Here is a 15,946-nt window from a genome sequence, read left to right as displayed (position 1 = left end):
CGATACTTCGTGAAAACCGATTATATCATCAGCGAGATACTACTTTTCTTGATGCAATTTCTCATCTAGACTAAATCGGATGAGCTTTGCCGTGTCATCCGTCGCGCGTATCGCGCGTTCATATTTATATGCTGTTCCTTTCGCCGCTCCAACTGGCAGCAAAGTTGCTGCCGTCGCTGTTGTTAAGACCTTCTTTTCCGCGGTCTTAATGCGTCCAGTGCGATCGATCAGGCATCGCTTCGAAGAATTCAACGGGTAGCACATGCATATATTAAGTCTTTGCCGTCTCTTGCCGGCCCTGATCCTTGTTTTGCCACTCCCGCCGGCGTCGGCTCTGGAGCCTTCAACGATTCCTGCCATTACACCGCCTCCGGCGCTTCCGCCGGCTGCAGCGCCCGCTCCTGCGCCACCCGTCGCCCCCGCGCCACGGGCACCGGGAATGCCGCCGGCCACCACGCCAGGCCCCACCGTGCCGGGATCGGCAACGGGAAGGTTACCTGGCTTGCTGGCTCCTGCCGCACCTGGTCCAACCATGCCTACGCCAGCTGCACCGCCTTCTCAGGTCCTCACCATTGAGGAATTGCAGCGGCTCGGCCTGAAGGCCAATGGATTGGTGCAGGCGGCCCATTTCCAAATAAGAGCTGCGGAGGCGGGCGTGGTGGGCGCCTCGGCTTACCCCAATCCACAACTGACCTTCATGGCAGGCCCGCAGCATGCCCGAGTCGTGCCGCAGGCCTTGCCTGCAAACAGCCACCGTCAATTTACTGTATCTCAGACAATTGAGAATCCGTTCCTGCGGAGTGCGCGCATCGACTCAGCGGAAGCAGGGGTGGATGCCAGTCATGCGGGCCTGGAACAGGTGAGGGCGGATCTGGCGGCGCAGTTGCGTGTCGCTGCCTACGAACTGATCTTGCGGCAGGAAGTGGCGCGGGTGGAGGCGGGCGTGTCCGATCTGATGGAGGAAATACGCCGTCGCGTCAAGGTGCGGGTCGATGTCGGAGAGGCGCCGCGCTTCGAACTGATCAGGGCCGAAACGGAAGTTCTGGCCGCAGCTTCGCGTAAGGAAGCGGCACAGTTGAATGCGCAAAGGGCTCGCATAGCCCTCATTCAGCTTACCGCTGGTGCTTTGCAGCCTGGTTTCCAGATAATGGGATCTCTGGCAGAGTCCGTAAGCCTTCCTCCTCTCGAAGAGCTGCGTGAAACTGTACCGGCGGTCAACCCCGAGGTGACGCGCCTGGAGGCTGAATGGAACCGGGCGCGGCGGCGGATCGATCAGGAACGCGCGGCCGTACTGCCATCGTTAACGGTATTACTCAGCAATTTTCAGGAGGCGCAGTACACCTCGAATCTTGCCGGGCTGAACGTGACCATCCCATTGTTTTATCAGCGTCGCGGCGAAATCAACGCTGCTGTCGCGGATTCGGAGCGGGCGCGCGGGATATTGGAGTTTCGGCGCTTTGAAATAGGGCAGCTACTTGAATCTGCCTGGCAGGCCAAGCAGATCGCCCAGCGAAGAGTGGATATGTTCGAAGGTGGATTGGTCAAGGAAGCCGAAAAGGCGCTGGAAATTGCTCAGGCAGCCTATCGCTTCGGGGAGCGCGGCCTGATCGAAGTGCTCGATACCCAGCGCGTGCTTCGCGGGGTGCTTTCGGATCTCCTGCAGGCGCGGTTCGATTTGCAGGCGGCGGTTGCCGAGATTGACCGCCTCCGAGCCTATTACCCCAAGGAAGGCTTCGAATGAAAATCACTGTGCCGCTAATCGGCATCATGCTTGTATTGCTTGTCTCCGGGTGCGGTGGTGGCAAGCCGGCAGTCAAAGAGGAAGTTGTGGCGAAAGAGCCGGAAAACGCGAATCTCGTCACGCTGGAGCCCGAAAAGATGCATCACGTCAAGGTTGGGAAACCTACCTTGATCAATATCGCCGACAAGCTGCAGGCGCCGAGCCAGGTGGAGGTGGATGAGCACAGGCTGGTCCGTGTCGGAGCCAATGTTACCGGCCGGATTATTGATGTGTACGCCGTGCTGGGCGATAACGTCGAGGCGGGTGCGGAGCTCGCCCGTATTTCCAGCCCCGAACTGACCCAGGCGCAACTGGCTTACCTGCGGGCATTCTCCCTTGAGACCTTGGCGGAAAAAGCAGCCGAGCGCGCGCGCCACTTGCTGGCCGCGGATGTCATCAGTGTGGCGGAAATGCAGCGGCGCGAGTCCGAACTGCAGGTTTCACAGGCAGAGTTGGGCGCAGCGGCGGATCAATTGCGCCTGCTGGGCATGGACAGCAGAGCCATAGACAAGCTTGGGAAAGAGGGAACCATCATGCCGTCGGTAGCCATCAAGACCTCCAAGCCGGGCATCGTTATCGAGCGGAATGTCGCGATTGGGCAGGTAGTCCAACCCTCCGATCAGTTGTTTCAGGTCGCCGATCTCTCTTCTGTGTGGGTCGTGGGTGACGTGCCGGAGCAGATTGCGCGCGATGTGCAGGTTGGCCAGCATGTGGAGATTCACGTTCCGGCGCTGGGAAATATCAGCTTCGACGGTTTGATCATTTTTGTCGCCGACACCGTGAATCCGCTGACGAGGACAGTGATGGTGCGCACCGTTGTAGAAAACCCCCGACGCAAGCTCAAGCCTGCCATGCTCGCCAGCATGCATATTCTTGACAACCCGGTTGAAAGCTTGGTAGTGCCGGAGACAGCGGTAGTGCGCGAAAACAATCGGGATTATGTATTTCTTGCCCAAGGCGACAACCGATTCCTTCGCGTTCCTGTCGAATTGGGTCCGGAGGTAGGGGATATGCGTCCTGTGCTGAAAGGCCTTTCCATCGACCAGACCATCGTGGTTGACGGCGCCTTTCACTTGGAAAACGAGCGCAAGCTCGCCGAACTGGAATAATCCATGCTGGCATCAATCGTTCGCGCGATGCTCAAGCAACGCCTGATAGTGGTGGTCATTGCACTCGGCTTGGTGGCTGCCGGCATGCGCGCCTCAACCAAGCTGTCGGTCGATGCCTTTCCAGACGTGACCAATGTGCAGGTACAGGTCGCCACTGAGGCGCCGGGCCGCAGTCCCGAAGAAATCGAGCGGATTGTCACCGTACCGGTAGAAATTGCAATGACCGGATTGCCCGGGCTGGTGGAAATGCGGTCCCTGAACAAGAGCGGTATCTCACTTATCACGCTGGTTTTTACGGATGAGACGGATGTCTATTTTGCGCGCCAGCTGGTGATGGAGCGGTTGCTTGGTGTTGCCAGCAAGATGCCGCCTGGTATTACACCGGTACTTGGACCTGTCACTACCGGCTTGGGTGAAGTCTACCAATACACACTGGAGCATCCCGATGACGGCAAGCACGCGCTTTCAGTGGAGGAACTGACGCGGCGACGCACCATACAGGACTGGGTAGTGCGACCGCTGTTGCGCTCGGTGCAGGGTGTGGCCGAAATCAATTCGATGGGGGGCTATGTCAAGCAGTATCACGTACTGGTCAACCCTGACCGCTTGCGCCACTACGATCTGACCTTGTCGCAGGTGGACCGGGCGATTGCGAGTAATAACGCCAATTCGAGCGGTAACATATTGCCCCTTCATACCGAGCAATACCTGATCAGGGGCGTGGGACTGATCCAGTCGTTGGACGACATCAGAAACATTGTTCTGAAAGAAGTCGACGGTGTTCCTGTGTTCGTGCGGGACGTCGCCGAGGTGAAATTCGGGGCGGAAGTGCGGCAGGGCGCGAGCATCAAGGGCGGATATACCGAGTCCGTCGCGGGTATTGTGATGATGCTGCGCGGGGGGAACGCGAAGGAAATTGTCGCGCGAGTAAAGGCAAAGGTTGCCGAAATCAATGATCGCAAGCTGCTGCCGGGCGGTCTTCAGATCGTTCCATTTTATGATCGTACCGACCTCGTGGACGCCGCATTATGGACAGTAAGCAAGGTCCTGATGGAAGGCATTTTTCTGGTTGTGGTCGTACTGTTCATATTTCTGGGGGATGTCCGCTCCAGTCTGATCGTCGTAGCGACACTGATCATCACACCGCTGGTCACCTTTATGGTGATGAATCAGCAGCAGATTTCCGCCAACCTGATGTCGCTCGGAGGGCTTGCCATCGCCATTGGTTTGATGGTCGATTCTACCGTTGTAGTGGTGGAAAATGTCTATCATCGCCTTGGACACGCGAGTGGCACACGCGAGTCCAGGCTGCAAACCATCCTCGATGCCGTCGTCGAGGTGGGAACACCGGTGATTTTCGGTATCTGCATCATCATCCTGGTGTTTCTTCCGCTTATGGCGTTGCAGGGCATGGAGGGCAAGACGTTCAGCCCCCTTGCATTCACCATCGCGATCGCGCTAGCGGTGTCGCTGATCGTATCGTTGACGCTTTCACCCGTGCTCTGTGCCTACATTCTCAAAGGCGGCGCCGATAAAGACACCAAAATTATAGCCTTTCTCAAATCAAGCTATCACCGGCTGCTGAATTCCGCTCTGGCGCACGAGAAAACCACCATCATCACTGCCATCGGTCTGCTCGCATTATCGTTTTCGTTGTTCCCGCTCCTCGGTAAATCCTTCATCCCGACCATGCAGGAGGGTTCTATTACGCCTGTCATCATCCGTGTGCCCTCAATCTCGCTGGACGAGGCTATCGAGATCGAATCGGAGGCGATGGCGCTGATTGCGGCAGTGCCAGGTGTCAAGACCGTGGTATCGAAGCTTGGCCGCGGAGAGTCTCCCGCTGACCCGGCCTCTCAGAACGAGTCTGATCCTATTGCTGCGCTGGATCCCGACTCCGGTCGAACCCAGGCGGAAGTCGAGGAGGATATTCGCAAGGCTTTGGCCGTCTTACCCGGTGTATCTATTGTGTTGTCCCAACCTATCGCACAACGTGTTGACGAGATGGTAACCGGGGTACGCTCGGAGGTTGCCCTCAAAATTTTCGGCGATGATCTGGAGAAGTTGCGCGAATTGTCTGAACAGGTCGCGCGTATCCTGAAATCCGTACGGGGCGCGCGCGACCTTCGCATCGAGCGTTTATCGGGGCAGCAATCCCTTACCATCGATATCAACCGTTATGCGATAGCGCGGCATGGTCTCAACGTTGCCGACGTGAATGAACTGATCCAGACGGCCATCGGGGGAAAGGCGGTGACGACAGTATTCGAGCGCGAGCGACGTATCGCCCTCGTGCTGCGCTTTCCGGAGCGGTTTCGCGATGACGTGGAGTCGATTCGCGATCTTCTGCTGCGGCGACCGGGTGTCCGTGGTTCGGACGGCGTCCTGGCAAATGGAGGCGTCCTGGTGCCGCTGAGTGCTGTTGCAGATATTCGTGTTGTCGATGGGCCGGCGCAGGTATCCCGCGAATATGCGAAACGACGGGTGGTGGTAGGAGTCAACGTGCATGAACGCGATCTGGGGGGCTTCGTTGAAGAAGTGCAGCAGCGCATCGCGAAGGAAGTGCAGCTTCCGACAGGTTATTACTTTGTCTGGGGCGGCCAGTTCGAGAACATGGAACGTGCAATGGAAACGCTTTCGATAATAGTCCCGCTTACCATCGCTGCGATTTTCTTCTTACTGTTTGTATTGTTCAATTCGATCAAACTCGCCGGACTCATCATCCTCGTGCTGCCATTCGCTTCCATCGGCGGAGTCATTGGACTTTTTGTCACCGGCGAATATCTTTCAGTGCCAGCCTCCGTGGGCTTTATCGCATTATGGGGTATCGCAGTGCTGAACGGAGTCGTGCTGATTTCCTATATCAGGAAACTGCGCGAACAGGGAGCAAGCGTTGCAGAATCGGTTATCAAAGGCTGTGAGCAACGCTTCCGTCCAGTGCTGATGACGGCAACAGTTGCGATGCTTGGCTTGATACCGTTTCTCTTCGCGACCGGTCCCGGTTCGGAAGTGCAGCGTCCCCTCGCCGTGGTGGTCATCGGTGGATTGATTACTTCAACTCTGCTGACACTGGTTGTATTGCCGACGTTATACCGCTGGTTCGACGAGAAGCCGGTAGAAATCTGAGGAGAGAGCAAGATGAAGGAAATCCGCGCGATATGCCGGCCGGATCGGCTGTATGAATTGCGGCGGGCGTTGCGCGCTATTCCAGGCTTTCCCGGCCTGACAGTGCTTGAAGCAAAGGGATTCTCCGCTCCTGTACTCATCGATAACCCAAGTCTGAAGGAGGCGCTCACCGATTTCACCGGAAAGGTCATGCTTTGCACCCTTGTCGCTGATGACATGGTCGATAGCATTACCGATGTGATCATGCGTGAAGGTCGTACAGGTCAGATTGGCGACGGCCTTATCTGGGTCCTGCCAGTTGAATCCGCTCGCCGTATTCGCGATGGAAGCAATCTCTGAGATAACCTCCTATATCGTGTTAATGCCGTCGAGAGTGTCGAATTTTTGAAACCCGGCGGCGCGCTACTCAAGGTAAAATAGCGCAAAAAGTTTCCTCAGGTAAGACATGCTGCCATCTCAACCTTCCTCACAAGACAAAGCAAAAATTCTGGCCGAGGCGTTACCCTATATCCAGCGCTTTCACGGGAGAACCATCGTCATCAAGTATGGTGGCAACGCCATGACGGAGGAAAATCTCAAAAAGTGTTTCGCTCATGACGTAGCGCTGCTGAAAGTAGTGGGCATGAACCCGGTAATCGTTCATGGGGGAGGTCCCCAGATCAACGATATGTTGAAGCGGGTCGGCAAGCAGGGCGCCTTCATTCAGGGAATGCGCGTTACCGATGCGGAAACCATGGATGTCGTCGAGATGGTGCTGGGGCTGATCAATAAGGAAATCGTCAATCTCATCAATCAGCACGGTGGTCGCGCAGTCGGCCTGACAGGCAAGGACGGTAGCTTTATCCGCGCAAAAAAAATGCTGATGCGCGACAAGGAGAGAGTGCACGAATGGGTCGATCTCGGCCAGGTTGGAGAAATCGAGGGCATCGATCCCGCCCTGATCGAGTTGCTCGAAACCCGCGATTTCATTCCGGTGATTGCCCCAGTCGGCGTAGGCAGCCGCGGCGAATCCTATAACATTAATGCCGACCTCGTTGCAGGGGAACTGGCGCTGGTTTTGAACGCGGAAAAACTGATACTGCTTACCAACACATCAGGCGTTCTGGACAGAGAGGGAAATTTGCTGACAGGATTGACTGCACGGGGAGTGGATGAGCTAATTGCCGATGGCACCATCTCTGGGGGAATGATTCCCAAGATCAGTTCTGCCCTGGACGCCGTCAAAAGCGGTGTCAAATCGTGTCACATCATCGATGGACGCGTCGAGCATGGATTGTTACTCGAAGTGCTTACGGATGAGGGAGTTGGAACACTTATAAAGGCGAACTGATTTGCTGCTTCATGGCAATCCGAGAGGCAAACTGTTGCCCCCGGCAAATATTTCGTCAAGGTCCTTGGATTCCCCTGGAGGGAGGGAGTTGCTGCACATTTCTGATAAGGAGTGGATCTTTGAAGTCGAAATCAGATCCCGAAGGCACACGGAGCAAACCAAGTGCGATCCGGACATATCGTTTTTACAATCTCATCTCACGTGATGCAGCCCATCCATGTCGCGCGCGGTAGTTATAATAGGTGGCAGAGTTTGAAATTCGGTATTGAAGCGAGGAATCAATGACGGGCAGGCCTGGGGAAAGAAAAGATCAGATTCTGCAGGTTCTGGCAGAGATGCTGGAAGAGCCTAGGGCAGGTAAAATTACCACAGCGGCGCTGGCGGCAAAGCTGGATGTTTCCGAGGCCGCGCTTTACCGTCATTTCGCCAGCAAAGCACAAATGTTCGACAGTTTGATCGAGTTCATAGAAAAGACCCTGTTCACCTTCATCAATAAGATGGTAGCGGAAGAAAAAAGCGGCATCAGGCAGATCGAAGGCATTCTTGCCCTATTGCTTGGTTTTGCAAAGAAAAATCCTGGAATGACCAGGGTGTTGATCGGGGATGCCTTGATAAACGAGAATGAGCGATTGCAAAATCGCGTCACCCAACTGCACGACCGTCTGGAGGCAACGCTCAAGCAGGCATTACGTTTTGCAGTAAGCCAGCGGGAAATAGTAGAGGATCTGGACGTATCCGCCCATGCAAATATGCTGCTATGTTATGTTGTGGGGCGTTGGCATCAGTTTGCCAAAAGCGGTTTCAAACGCGATCCGATGGAATATTGGGAAGCGCAGTTTAGAGAGATAGTTTCCAGCAATTCCTTCGGGCAGGTGGTTTCGTAGTAGTACTGCTGGCCACTAACACGTCTAGCCAACCTAAAGGTTCGGCATTCATCTTCTTTCGGCGCGGGATAAGGCCGATCAGCGCGAGGCCTGCAAGAATAAGCACATAAATCTCAGGCTCTGGGATGACTGAAAGGGCTATAATTTGCCCTGCGTTATTGATGTCGATCGCTTCCGTTAGAATTACTCCGGGGGGCAGATCAACAAGAGAGTTAAGGTCTCTCATCCCTGCGCCATTAGGGCCGGTAATGAATGCATAGGTAGCGCCTTCAACGGTGTGAGAATAACCTACCACCTGCCCTGCATCGTTAACCCCATTAGCCTCACTGTTAGTGCCGCCCAAAGTGCCAAGGTCCCTCATCCCCATTCCGCCAGGGCCGGTTATAAAAGCATGGCGATGGTAGAAAACGGGGCCTGGAGCCGTATTAGCCCAACCCCACCGCCTGTCCGGCATCGTTGATGTCATTAGCAGAGCTGAAAGGCCCACCTAAAGTGCCAAGGTCTCTCATCCCTGCGCCATTAGGGTTGGTGATGAATGCATGAGGAGCGCCTCCAGCGGTGTGAGAATAACCTACCACCTGCCCTTTGTTGTTGGCGCCGTAACCATAGCTGTTAGTCCCCCCAGAGTACCGGGTCCCTCATTCCGATCCCAGCGGACCCGGTGATGAAAGCGTGGCTATTGTAATCAACGGTGTCCCGTACAGGTATATTAGCCCAACCCACGACCTCCCCGGCATCATTGATGCCCATAGCCTCAATGTCAGTGCCGCCCCAAGCGCCAAGCGCCATTACTGTCTTGCTGTTAAGGTCGACAAGGTAAGCGCTTCTTTCTTGCGCGGAGGCGTTAGCGCCGAAACCCAGACCAGCAAAAAATGCTGCAGCAAGGATAAACCCACTGATTTTGGGGTCAACGATGATTTTCATGATGAATTCTCTTTATTTTTCTAAGAAGGATGTGCGCCGAGCTTTCATTTTTAAAGATAGACAAAGAATTTGAATTATCAAGGCCGACGAAATGCACGAATTGCCTCAATAAAAAAGTAACCGAAGGAGTCCATCAAGAGGATACGTTGCTTCAAGTTGTTGGTAACCGAACTGAGTGGAGGTTGTTGACATGGGCAAGCATGAGAAACGGGTCTATCTTGAGGCAATACGTAAGCGCTATCGTCGGCCCCAACGCGCTGACAGGGGCAAGAGCTTTATGAACTGCGAGAAAGTGACGGACAATACGGTAATCCCCCCGGAAAATAGCGGTGATCGGAAGTAGAATTTTCTACTGAAGGAGAGCAGCTAGAGCATTTCTCGTTCAGTTAGATACATACCCGGAGTTGGCGAAGTAATTGCGGTATTCCTGGGGCCGGATGGTTTCAATGGTGCGGCCCATGGCGACCCAGAGGGCGTCGAAGAATCGTTCGGCGGCTTTACCCAGAAGGGTTTTGATTTTGGAGAAGACCTGCTTCATGGGGTTGAGGTCGGGAGAATAGGGTGGCAGATAAATTCTTGCGCCTTTGTCCTCGATCATTTCCCGGACGCCCGCGACCTTGTGGCTGCCCACGTTGTCGCAGACGACGATATCACCGGGCTTGAGCGCGGGGCAGAGCTGGGTTTTCCCATAAGCCAGGAAAGCTGCGCCATTTCTGGGAGCATCCAGACACCACGGCGCAACTAGGCCGTCAAGATGCAGAGTGGCAACGAAAGTCATGGTTTTCCAGGGACCGCCGGGAACGTGGTCATGGCATCGCTCTCCCACAAGGCAGTCGCCATGCCGCCTTGTCATGTCCGTGCTTGCTCCCGTTTCATCGAGAAAGATCAGACGCGGGGGGTCGCAGGTCTTTTGCGAGTCCCGCCAGACGAGCCTTACCGCCGCCACGTCAGCACGTTCTTGTTAGCTGGCCCGCAGTATTTTTTTATAACTGTGCGCTGGGTTCCTCGGTCACCTCGAACGCAAGAGCTACGCTGGGTTTCCGCAAACCTCGCACCCTGGATCCTTTCTCAACTCGGACGATTTCCATTTCATGGCGAGACCCTCCAGTGTAAGCAGGCGGCCGTTCAAGGTTTGGCCGGTGTTGGTGAGAATTTTCAGTGTTTCTGCAGCCTGCATGCAGCCAATGATTCCTACCAGCGGTGCAAGCACGCCCATTACCGCGCAGCGCATGTCCTGATCTTCCCCACCGGCTGGAAACAAGCAGTGATAGCATGGACTGTCTGAGTGCCTGAGATCGAATACCGCGACTTGCCCCTCAAAACGCACGGCTGCGCCTAATACGAGCGGCTTGCGGAGAAGGACACAAGAATGGTTGATAGCATAACGGGTGGGAAAGTTATCGCTCGCGTCCACAACCACATCGGCGTCCCCGACCAGTTGCAGCAATCTTTTTTCATCCATACGCTCGTCGAGTTCGATCACTTCGACTTCAGGATTGATTTTCGCAAGAGTCTTTCTGGCAGAGCGTGTTTTCGGTGCACCAATGTCGTCTGTACCGTGAATGATCTGGCGCTGGAGGTTGGTCAGGTCAACTCTGTCATTGTCACAGATAGTGAGCTTGCCGACTCCGCTTGAGGCAAGGTACATGGTGGCAGGGGAGCCGAGTCCCCCCGCCCCGACTACCAGTACATGCGACCGGATCAAGGCTTCCTGACCTTGTATTCCTATCTCCGGCAACAGGATGTGACGACTGTAACGCAGCAACTGATCGTCATTCATTTGGAAAATGTTTCGCCGCTGTCTGAGAGTGATACTGGATATCGCTCTTTTTCGGGAGAAGGGCATAGGGAACATCGCGAATGCGTGGTAACCAATGGATGGGCTACCGATGTGAACTTCCCTGGATGAGGATAAAAGGGGGAACGCAACAAGCCAGGCAGATATTAAGCTAAGCGTGCTCGACTATGCACGACATCTGTGAAATTCGCAGGCAGGCAGCGGAAGAATTATGGCATTTTGCCTCGATTCTTCCGCTGTCTGATGTTCAGGAGTTACCTCAGTTTTCTACTTTTGCAGTTGCGCGCTTGCTGGCATTTTCCTTGATATAGCTGATCGCCTGAACTAGCAGCAGATCATCGCTGGAACCGAACTCAGCAGGTGACTCACGCTTCTTGTTCTTGTCTTCTTCGTTCTCGGACTTGGCCGGTTTGACTCCCGGTTTTGGCGCCACCTTTGCTTCCGGCACTACCTTTGCCTCCGTCTCCCGTTTCTGCTCCTCAGCCTTGCCATTGGATAGATGACGATCGAGATCAGCTTCACGCAGGCGCTCGACTTCATCCTTTGCCAATTCGTCCATGATATCAGGCGTAATTCCCTTGGCCTGGATGGATTGTCCATTTGGCGTATAGTACCGTGCCGTGGTCAATTTGATGGCTGTGTTGTTCCCCAGCGGTAAAATGGTTTGGACCGAACCTTTACCGAAGGTTTGCGTTCCCATCACGATCGACCGTTTATGATCCTGCAATGCGCCGGCGACGATTTCCGAGGCTGAAGCCGAGCCGCCATTTACGAGTGTCACCATCGGTACGGTCTTGATACCCGGTGGGAGCCGCTTGACGTAGTCGTTCTTCGTATCACGCAGATAGAACTCAGGACTGGCCTTGAGTTTCATCTTCGCGTCTTCGCTACGGCCATCAGTATAAACAACCAGAGAATCGTCCGGTAAAAAGGCCGCAGATACTGCCACTGCTCCATTCAGCAGGCCGCCCGGGTCATTACGCAGGTCCAGCACCAGTCCCTTCATCGACCCGCCGCTTTCCTTGAAAAGCTTATCTATCGCCTTCGCCAGGTTTTCCCCCGTCTGTTCCTGAAACTGGGTGATACGAATATATCCGTAGCCAGGCTCGATCATTTTTGACTTCACGCTTTGTATCCTGATGACGGCGCGAACCAGCGGGAACACAATCGGCTTGGCCTCACCCTTGCGCACGACGGTAAGGGTAATAGGCGTATCGGGCTTGCCGCGCATGCGCTTGATGGCATCCGTAAGCGAGAGCCCCTTGACCGCTGTATCGTCCAGCTTGATGATAAGATCTCCAGGTTTTATCCCGGCGCGGAAGGCGGGTGTATCCTCGATAGGAGAGATGACCTTGACAAACCCGTCTTCCATGCTCACTTCGATGCCTAGACCCCCGAACTCACCTTGGGTGCCAATCTGCAGCTCCTTGAAAGCATCTGCATCCAGATAGGCGGAATGGGGATCGAGGCCTGTCAGCATGCCATTGATGGCTTCAGTGATGAGCTTTTTGTCTTCTACCGGTTCGACGTAATCATTTTTTATCCGCCCGAACACTTCTGTGAAGGCGCGAAGCTCCTCCACCGGAAGGGGATGCAGGACCCCCTGCGGTTCCTTATTGGCAACAGCAGAAAAATTGAGGCTCAGCATCACGCCGGCGATTGCACCGAAAATGACGAGGCCGAACTGCCGCATTTTGTCGCCCATTAAATATTCTCCAAACAAGTCAAATTGTTGCTTAGATCATTTTATTCTGACCCAGTTCAAAGGGTCAAACGGTTTGCCCTGATGGCGCAATTCAAAGTATAGGCCGGTATCGGAATTTCCACTGCTATTGCCTACTGTGGCTATCGTCTCTCCGGCATTGATCACGTCTCCCACCCGCTTATGGACCGCTTCATTATTTCCATAAAGACTCATATAGCTGTCACCGTGGTCCAGAATCATCAGATTGCCGAACCCTCTGAGCCAGTCGGCGAATACGACGCGTCCATTTGCAATCGCCTTCACACTCTCGCCGCCAGCGGCGCGGATGAACAACCCTTTCCAGGTAACGCCACCATCTGCACGTGGACTCCCGAAGCGGTTTGCAAGTTCCCCGCGCACTGGTGAATTCAGGTGGCCGCGGAGGGAGGAGAAGGACGTTCCATTCGTGAATGGCATCGCATTCTCCGAGGAATCGGGGGAACTGCTGTTGCTGGCAGGAGCAGGGGGTGCGCCTGGCTCGGAAGGTTTTTCAGATGCTTCGAATTTCTTTTTCTTCGCAAGCATCCTGGTAAGTTTTTCCACCAGCCTGGTGAGGCGGTCTTCATTGCGCCTGAGCCGGTTGATTTCGCGCCGCTGCTCTTCGGCTTGCAGTGATATTTCTGCCAGAAGCTTCGCGTGACCGTCTTTTTGTTGTTCGAGCTGTACTTTCTGCTCGGCGTGCCGTGCGTGCACACCCGAGATCTCGGCACTTTTTTCCCGGCTGGCGAGGCTGAGCGTATTGAGCTTCTCAAGATTCGCACGCAAGCCATCGATACCTTCCTTGCGAGCGCGTGAGAAATATTCGTAATAGTGGAGATTACGGGCTATTTCATTAGGATTCCGCTGACTCAGCAAGAGACTCAAGTACTCTTTTCGTCCGCCTCCGGCGATATAGAGCCCGTAAAGCAGGTTCCTCAACTGCAGTTGCTGCGCCGCTATTTCCTTCTTGATCTGGGCAGACTGCGCTTTCAGCTGGCCAAGCTTGCTGTTCGCGGCACGCCGCTGCTTGGCGAGTTCCGCAAGCCGCCGGTTAGCGGCATCGATCGCTTTTTCCGATTCGCGCAGCGCTCCCGCCGCTTCGGACCTGTATCCTTCCGTATCCGTGAGTTCCTTTTCCAGCGTCTCGATCTTGTTTCTCAGTTGTTTCAACTCTTCACTATCGGATGGCTCGGCGGCCACAGGTGCTTGCCAGATTAACAGCGCGCAGGCAGGGATAAGCGTGCGGCAAACCTTGAGCCAGAGGCGAATACGGATTGAGGCTGAAATTTTCAAACGTATCGAGCGTGAGCAGATCCTACGCCATCGAGCAGTGGGATGAGAAGGAAAAGGCAGCCGGATCAGAAGTCAGAGAGTATGCGTATAAAGAACAGGCACGGCAAGTACGGCAATAGGAAAAACAGAGATTAAACCAAAAGTTAAAGGTTGGGCAGAATTTTTCCCTGATTCGCGACGACCTGCATGGCCTGCTCGATTTTTGCCTGGTCTCCGAGATAATAGCTGCGGACTGGTTTCAGGCTGTCGTCAAGCTCATATACGAGCGGAATGCCGGTCGGAATATTGAGCTCCATGATTTCCTGTTCGGAAAGGTTGTCAAGATACATGACGAGGGCCCGGAGCGAATTTCCATGCGCGGTGATGAGGACGCTTTTGTCACTTTTGACCTGGGGAGCAATGCTTTCACACCAGTAGGGCAGAAACCGTGATACGGTATCCCGCAGGCACTCGGTAAGGGGAATATCCTGCTTTGCCAAGTTCCGGTAGCGAGGGTCGGAGCCGGGATAACGGGGATCATCGGGAGTGAGCGCAGGCGGGCGAATATCGTAACTTCGCCGCCAGATCAATACCTGTTCTTCACCATATGCAACTGCTGTTTCAAGTTTGTTCAGGCCTTGCAACGCGCCATAATGACGCTCATTCAGCCGCCACGATAATTCGACGGGAATCCACATCTGATCCATTTCATCCAGCACGATCCATAATGTGCGAATGGCGCGCTTCAGTACCGAAGTGTAGGCGATATCGAAAGTGAATCCGGCTTCCCGCAACAGGCGGCCGGAATTGTGGGCCTCTTCCGCTCCTTTTGGAGTCAAGTCCACGTCTGTCCAGCCCGTAAAGCGATTCTCCTTGTTCCAGGTGCTTTCTCCATGTCGCAGGAGAACGAGTTTTTTCATGTTCTTGGGGTAGATAAGATTTTCCGCGACGGGAAAACTTCAAATTTTACCGTATTTTCGATACTACCGCAGCAGCCTGGGCAACTGACCAGCTGTCACCTTTACAGGACGACTCGCCCGCATCTCTGCCCTGGACCGGGATTCTTCCACATCTGTCCCGGAATGAAGTCGCATAGGCGAACAAAGATTGAAAAAAGGAGTGAAACGCGAGAATTCCGTACACCTTCTGTCTCTGATAGAATAATCGGTTACGAAAGTCAAGGAAACCAGAGACTAAAGAAGGGATTTTTAGGAGACTTGGTGTGTCATCATTCTTTCAGAATAACATTACATTCTTTCAGAATAACATTACCCTGATTGTTGCTGCGGTGGCGAGCGGTATCCTGCTGTTATGGCCGCTGGTTTCGCGTCGCGGCAAAGAAGTGGATACGATGGCAGCGGTACAGCTTATCAATTATAAGGACGCGCTGGTCCTGGATGTGCGCGAAGGCAGTGAGTATGAGTCGGGGCACATTTCCAATTCAAAGCATATTCCGGCCGACAAGCTCGAGCAGCGATTGCAGGAGTTGGATAAGTTCAAGGACAAGCCGGTGATATTAATCCATCGTGGGGGGGCTAATACTACTGGCAAGGCTGGTTCCCTTCTGCGGAGCCAGGGTTTTCAGCACGTGTACAACCTTGCGGGTGGTTTCGATGCCTGGCAGCAGGCCAATTTGCCGGTAATAAAAAAATGAGCGAGGGATCTGCGAAGGTATTGATGTATTCCACCGGTTTCTGCCCATATTGCGTCATGGCGGAACGGTTGTTGCGAGCCAGGGGCGTGAAGGAAATAGAAAAGATACGGGTGGATCTTGAACCCGCGCGCCGAGTGGAGATGATGGAGAAAACTGGGCGCCGCACGGTTCCCCAGATCTATATTGGGGATACGCATGTAGGCGGTTACGACGATCTGGCGAAGCTCGACCGCAGTGAAGGGCTGGCAAAGCTGCTCGCAACGTGAGTTGCCTCTCGAAAAGGGCGAGACAGCGAGGAGGGTTGCAGCAAATTTGAGCAGGATGGGAACACCTTTTTGTGAACAGT

18 protein-coding genes are annotated in these 15,946 nt (G+C 54.4%); 9 read left to right on the top strand and 9 right to left on the bottom strand.

Translation table 11 applies throughout. The features are described 5' to 3' along the window. Positions 1-39 precede the first annotated feature (39 nt). Complete coding sequence (locus BMY01_RS18225) at positions 40-534, bottom strand: hypothetical protein (RefSeq protein ID WP_074743913.1); 495 nt, start codon at positions 532-534, stop codon at positions 40-42. Here BMY01_RS18225 and BMY01_RS02130 point away from each other — a divergent pair. The 6 genes from BMY01_RS02130 to slmA all read left to right on the top strand — a co-directional run bounded on the left by BMY01_RS02130 (position 533) and on the right by slmA (position 8,229). After that, entirely contained in the window at positions 533-1,741 is a 1,209-nt protein-coding gene (locus BMY01_RS02130) for a TolC family protein (protein WP_074743912.1), read from the top strand. The genes BMY01_RS18225 and BMY01_RS02130 overlap by 2 nt on opposite strands. Then, on the top strand, positions 1,738-2,889 hold the full coding sequence (locus BMY01_RS02125; RefSeq protein WP_074743911.1) for an efflux RND transporter periplasmic adaptor subunit: 1,152 nt from the start codon (positions 1,738-1,740) through the stop codon (positions 2,887-2,889). The genes BMY01_RS02130 and BMY01_RS02125 overlap by 4 nt, the downstream gene beginning before the upstream one ends. 3 nt (positions 2,890-2,892) lie before the next feature. Next, positions 2,893-6,015, top strand: coding sequence for an efflux RND transporter permease subunit (locus tag BMY01_RS02120; RefSeq protein WP_074743910.1), 3,123 nt, complete (start codon positions 2,893-2,895; stop codon positions 6,013-6,015). Positions 6,016-6,027: 12 nt separating this feature from the next. Continuing rightward, the gene (locus BMY01_RS02115) at positions 6,028-6,354 is read left to right on the top strand and encodes a P-II family nitrogen regulator (protein ID WP_074743909.1); all 327 of its coding nucleotides are present in this window, start codon (positions 6,028-6,030) and stop codon (positions 6,352-6,354) included. 106 nt (positions 6,355-6,460) lie between these two features. Next, positions 6,461-7,345 (top strand): acetylglutamate kinase, encoded by an 885-nt coding sequence (gene argB, locus BMY01_RS02110; protein ID WP_439331391.1) that lies wholly within the window; start codon positions 6,461-6,463, stop codon positions 7,343-7,345. A 281-nt stretch (positions 7,346-7,626) separates the two neighbouring features. Continuing rightward, the gene (slmA, locus tag BMY01_RS02105; RefSeq protein WP_011380461.1) at positions 7,627-8,229 is read left to right on the top strand and encodes a nucleoid occlusion factor SlmA; all 603 of its coding nucleotides are present in this window, start codon (positions 7,627-7,629) and stop codon (positions 8,227-8,229) included. On the opposite strand, the gene BMY01_RS18000 is transcribed toward slmA, so the two are convergent. From BMY01_RS18000 to BMY01_RS17990, 3 genes are read right to left on the bottom strand one after another with little or no spacing between them, the layout of a single operon-like run. Further along, a complete protein-coding gene (locus tag BMY01_RS18000) occupies positions 8,183-8,695 on the bottom strand; it encodes a PEP-CTERM sorting domain-containing protein (protein ID WP_217638600.1) in 513 nt (170 codons plus the stop codon). The two genes, slmA and BMY01_RS18000, sit on opposite strands and share 47 nt — an antisense overlap. Beyond that, the gene (locus BMY01_RS17995) at positions 8,655-8,807 is read right to left on the bottom strand and encodes a hypothetical protein (protein ID WP_217638599.1); all 153 of its coding nucleotides are present in this window, start codon (positions 8,805-8,807) and stop codon (positions 8,655-8,657) included. The genes BMY01_RS18000 and BMY01_RS17995 overlap by 41 nt, the downstream gene beginning before the upstream one ends. Positions 8,808-8,841: 34 nt before the next feature. Then, on the bottom strand, positions 8,842-9,153 hold the full coding sequence (locus BMY01_RS17990; RefSeq protein WP_074743907.1) for a hypothetical protein: 312 nt from the start codon (positions 9,151-9,153) through the stop codon (positions 8,842-8,844). A 190-nt stretch (positions 9,154-9,343) separates the two neighbouring features. Between BMY01_RS17990 and BMY01_RS17985 the strand changes: the two genes are divergently transcribed. After that, positions 9,344-9,496 (top strand): hypothetical protein, encoded by a 153-nt coding sequence (locus tag BMY01_RS17985; protein ID WP_217638598.1) that lies wholly within the window; start codon positions 9,344-9,346, stop codon positions 9,494-9,496. Between the two features lie 39 nt (positions 9,497-9,535). Here BMY01_RS17985 and BMY01_RS02085 read toward each other — a convergent pair whose 3' ends face one another. From BMY01_RS02085 to gpmA, 5 genes are all read right to left on the bottom strand, one after another. Further along, entirely contained in the window at positions 9,536-10,099 is a 564-nt protein-coding gene (locus BMY01_RS02085) for a transposase (RefSeq protein WP_074743906.1), read from the bottom strand. An 81-nt stretch (positions 10,100-10,180) separates the two neighbouring features. Then, complete coding sequence (locus BMY01_RS02080) at positions 10,181-10,933, bottom strand: HesA/MoeB/ThiF family protein (protein ID WP_074743905.1); 753 nt, start codon at positions 10,931-10,933, stop codon at positions 10,181-10,183. Between the two features lie 277 nt (positions 10,934-11,210). Beyond that, the gene (locus BMY01_RS02075; RefSeq protein ID WP_074743904.1) at positions 11,211-12,656 is read right to left on the bottom strand and encodes a S41 family peptidase; all 1,446 of its coding nucleotides are present in this window, start codon (positions 12,654-12,656) and stop codon (positions 11,211-11,213) included. Positions 12,657-12,692: 36 nt separating this feature from the next. Continuing rightward, the gene (locus BMY01_RS02070) at positions 12,693-13,967 is read right to left on the bottom strand and encodes a murein hydrolase activator EnvC family protein (RefSeq protein WP_254772558.1); all 1,275 of its coding nucleotides are present in this window, start codon (positions 13,965-13,967) and stop codon (positions 12,693-12,695) included. Positions 13,968-14,110: 143 nt separating this feature from the next. Further along, positions 14,111-14,866 carry a 2,3-diphosphoglycerate-dependent phosphoglycerate mutase gene (gene gpmA, locus BMY01_RS02065; protein ID WP_074743903.1) on the bottom strand — a complete coding sequence of 252 codons (756 nt, stop codon included), beginning with the start codon at positions 14,864-14,866 and terminating at the stop codon, positions 14,111-14,113. 302 nt (positions 14,867-15,168) lie between these two features. Here gpmA and BMY01_RS02060 point away from each other — a divergent pair, with 302 nt between their 5' ends. Both BMY01_RS02060 and grxC read left to right on the top strand, forming a co-directional pair. After that, the gene (locus BMY01_RS02060; RefSeq protein WP_081353632.1) at positions 15,169-15,600 is read left to right on the top strand and encodes a rhodanese-like domain-containing protein; all 432 of its coding nucleotides are present in this window, start codon (positions 15,169-15,171) and stop codon (positions 15,598-15,600) included. Next, the gene (grxC, locus tag BMY01_RS02055; RefSeq protein ID WP_074743902.1) at positions 15,597-15,866 is read left to right on the top strand and encodes a glutaredoxin 3; all 270 of its coding nucleotides are present in this window, start codon (positions 15,597-15,599) and stop codon (positions 15,864-15,866) included. Before BMY01_RS02060 ends, grxC begins: the two co-directional genes overlap by 4 nt. Positions 15,867-15,946 lie beyond the last annotated feature (80 nt).

The sequence above is a fragment of the Nitrosospira multiformis genome (genome assembly GCF_900110185.1).
Lineage (GTDB): Bacteria > Pseudomonadota > Gammaproteobacteria > Burkholderiales > Nitrosomonadaceae > Nitrosospira > Nitrosospira multiformis_A.
This window is presented reverse-complemented; position numbering and strand designations above follow the sequence as displayed.

What these genes read in the sequence shown, in the direction of transcription:
- BMY01_RS02125 (WP_074743911.1), top strand. Translation starts at nt 1,738, where the DNA reads ATGAAAATCACTGTGCCGCTAATCGGCATCATGCTTGTATTGCTTGTC.
- BMY01_RS17985 (WP_217638598.1), top strand. Translation starts at nt 9,344, where the DNA reads ATGGGCAAGCATGAGAAACGGGTCTATCTTGAGGCAATACGTAAGCGC.
- BMY01_RS02115 (WP_074743909.1), top strand. Translation starts at nt 6,028, where the DNA reads ATGAAGGAAATCCGCGCGATATGCCGGCCGGATCGGCTGTATGAATTG.
- BMY01_RS02120 (WP_074743910.1), top strand. Translation starts at nt 2,893, where the DNA reads ATGCTGGCATCAATCGTTCGCGCGATGCTCAAGCAACGCCTGATAGTG.
- BMY01_RS18225 (WP_074743913.1), bottom strand. Translation starts at nt 534, where the DNA reads ATGGTTGGACCAGGTGCGGCAGGAGCCAGCAAGCCAGGTAACCTTCCC.
- gpmA (WP_074743903.1), bottom strand. Translation starts at nt 14,866, where the DNA reads ATGAAAAAACTCGTTCTCCTGCGACATGGAGAAAGCACCTGGAACAAG.
- BMY01_RS02130 (WP_074743912.1), top strand. Translation starts at nt 533, where the DNA reads ATGCCTACGCCAGCTGCACCGCCTTCTCAGGTCCTCACCATTGAGGAA.
- argB (WP_439331391.1), top strand. Translation starts at nt 6,461, where the DNA reads ATGCTGCCATCTCAACCTTCCTCACAAGACAAAGCAAAAATTCTGGCC.
- BMY01_RS02080 (WP_074743905.1), bottom strand. Translation starts at nt 10,933, where the DNA reads ATGAATGACGATCAGTTGCTGCGTTACAGTCGTCACATCCTGTTGCCG.
- grxC (WP_074743902.1), top strand. Translation starts at nt 15,597, where the DNA reads ATGAGCGAGGGATCTGCGAAGGTATTGATGTATTCCACCGGTTTCTGC.
- BMY01_RS17990 (WP_074743907.1), bottom strand. Translation starts at nt 9,153, where the DNA reads ATGAAAATCATCGTTGACCCCAAAATCAGTGGGTTTATCCTTGCTGCA.
- BMY01_RS18000 (WP_217638600.1), bottom strand. Translation starts at nt 8,695, where the DNA reads ATGACATCAACGATGCCGGACAGGCGGTGGGGTTGGGCTAATACGGCT.
- BMY01_RS02075 (WP_074743904.1), bottom strand. Translation starts at nt 12,656, where the DNA reads ATGGGCGACAAAATGCGGCAGTTCGGCCTCGTCATTTTCGGTGCAATC.
- slmA (WP_011380461.1), top strand. Translation starts at nt 7,627, where the DNA reads ATGACGGGCAGGCCTGGGGAAAGAAAAGATCAGATTCTGCAGGTTCTG.